Source organism: Microbacterium sp. Leaf351 (genome assembly GCF_001423825.1).
Classification (GTDB): Bacteria; Actinomycetota; Actinomycetes; order Actinomycetales; family Microbacteriaceae; genus Microbacterium; species Microbacterium ginsengisoli.
Window position 1 is genome coordinate 74280 of record NZ_LMPK01000002.1, and the last position, 2221, is coordinate 76500.

General features: G+C 72.5%; 2 protein-coding genes. One reads left to right on the forward strand and one right to left on the reverse strand.

The window, feature by feature from the left end; translation table 11 throughout:
* Positions 1 to 865 (reverse strand): MFS transporter (locus ASG00_RS00855; RefSeq protein WP_235559021.1); only part of this gene is annotated, 865 nt, incomplete at its 3' end.
* A 64-nt stretch (positions 866 to 929) separates the two neighbouring features.
* On the opposite strand from ASG00_RS00855, the gene ASG00_RS00860 reads away from it, so the two are divergent.
* Complete coding sequence (locus ASG00_RS00860) at positions 930 to 1979, forward strand: LacI family DNA-binding transcriptional regulator (RefSeq protein WP_056206166.1); 1050 nt, start codon at positions 930 to 932, stop codon at positions 1977 to 1979.
* The last annotated feature ends 242 nt before the right edge of the window (positions 1980 to 2221 follow it).

Sequence of the window (2221 nt, forward strand, 5' to 3'; positions counted from 1 at the left end):
CGACGCGGCCGATGCGGTCGACGAGCGGGCCACCGAGCACGCGCGCGGCGGTCATGCTCACCGAGAACACGGCGAGGCCGATCGCCCCGGCCGCCTCGCCCTGGCGATGCCCCTCGCTCACGCTGAGTGCGAGCCAGTCGTTCGCGCCGCCCTCGGCGAAGGCCATGCCGAGCATGACCACGCCGATCGCGTACGTGCGCGGCTCGCGCCAGGCCGAGAGCGAGATGCGCAGACGCTCCCGCCACGGGGTGCGCTCCGTCGCGGGTGCGGCGTCGGCGGGGATGTGTGCCGGAACCTGGCTCGCGGCGATCAGCCCGGCCACGACGAGGGTGACGGCGATCACGGCGGCGTGCGTGAACACGTCGAACCCGAGCGCGACAGCGAGGGCGCCGAGGCTCGCCCCGATGACGGTGCCGAAGCTGAAGAACGCGTGGAACAGCGGCAGGATCGTCGTGCCCTGCTGCTTCTCGATCGCGGCCCCTTCGACGTTCATCGTGACGTCGACGGCGCCGTTGCCGAGCCCGAACAGCACGAGCCCGGCGAGCACCACGGCGTAGCTGTGCACGAGGTCCGTGCCGACGCCGATCACGAGCACGCCCGTGGCGAACACGGCGATCGCCGCGATGATCGTGCGCCGCGCGCCGATGCGCGTGAACACGATCGGGGCGAGGGAGAGGCCCGCGACGGACGCGATTCCGGCGCCGAGCAGCAGCAGACCGATCTCGAGCTGCGAGATGCCGAGTGCCGCCTTGATCGCGGGCACGCGCGACGCCCAGGTGGCGATGCTGAGCCCGGAGAGCGCGAAGACGACGAAGATCGCGGCGCGCCAGCGCACGAAGGCGCGGCGGTCGGTCGAGTGGAGCATGCAGCACACCCTAATCGAATCGATTCGACACACCAAGCCTCCGACGGGTTAGCATCGGTGCAACATGAGCGCACGCCGAGCCACCATCGCCGACGTCGCCCGCGAGGCGGGGGTGTCGCCGTCGACCGCGTCGGTCGTGTTCAGCGGCAAGACCCAGGTGACGGATGCCACGCGCCAGCGCGTGCTCGCCGCGGCATCCGCGCTCGGCTACACCGGCCCCGACCCCCGCGCCGCCTCGCTGCGTCGCGGGCGCAGCGGCATCATCGGCGTCGTGCTCGGCGGACGCCTGCGCTCGGCGTTCCTCGACCCCGTCACGACCGTCGTGCTCGACGGCATCTCCGAGGGCATCGCCCCACTCGACGCGGCGATCCTCTTGCTGCGCGACGACGCGACCGAGACCGGGCCGTCGCTCATGACCGCGCCCATCGACGGAGCCGTGCTCCTCGGGTGCAGCGCGCACATGCGCTCGTCGCTGGACGATGTGCGTGGGCGTGGCATCCCGGTCGTCGTCATCGAGGGCGATGCGGGCGAGGGGGTGCCGCAGATCGGACTCGACAACGAGGCCGCGCAGCGGCACATCGCGGAGTACACGAAGGGTCTCGGACACGAACGGGTCGTGCACGTGACGATGGCGTTCGACGCGTCGACCCGCGCCGGCTGGGCTCCGTCGGTCGACCTCGACGCGATCACTGTCGACGTCACCCGCGACCGACTGCGCGGCGCCCTCGAGGTGTATCCGGATGCCCCGATCTACCACGCCACCGGAAGCCTCATCGACGAGGGGTACGCCGCCGGCCAGGCCATCCTCGCGCTCGATCCGCGGCCCACGGCGGCCATCGCGCAGACCGACCTGCTCGCCGTCGGCATCGTGCGCGCGGCCCTCGACGCGGGCGTGCGGGTGCCCGAGGACTTCAGCGTCACCGGATTCGACGGCATCCGCGCCGACGGCATCGCCCCCCACCGCCTGACGACCATGGCGCAGCCCGCCGCCGACAAGGGCAGGGCTGCCGGCGAGGTGCTCGCCGCCCTCATCCAGGGGACACCTACGTCGGGGGTCGACTTCGCGAGCCGTTTCCGCGAGGGCAACACCACCGGTCCCGCGCCGCGGGCATAGGCACGCCCGTCTGGGCGAACGCCGCACGCCTCCTATGGGCCGCCCGATAGACTGAGGGCCCGAACCCCGATCGCCTGGGCGCTCCCTCGTTGAGCCCGGCCCGACGACCCCGAGGAGGCCCCGTGCTGGTCCTTCTCGCTGCGTTCGCCCTCCTGCCCCTGCTGCTGCCGTGGCTCGTCTCCCGCATCGGCTCGCGCGCGTTCTTCGTCGCCGCGGCCCTTCCCGTGCTGGCGTTCGTGCAC

What these genes read in the sequence shown, in the direction of transcription:
- ASG00_RS00860 (WP_056206166.1), top strand. Translation starts at nt 930, where the DNA reads ATGAGCGCACGCCGAGCCACCATCGCCGACGTCGCCCGCGAGGCGGGG.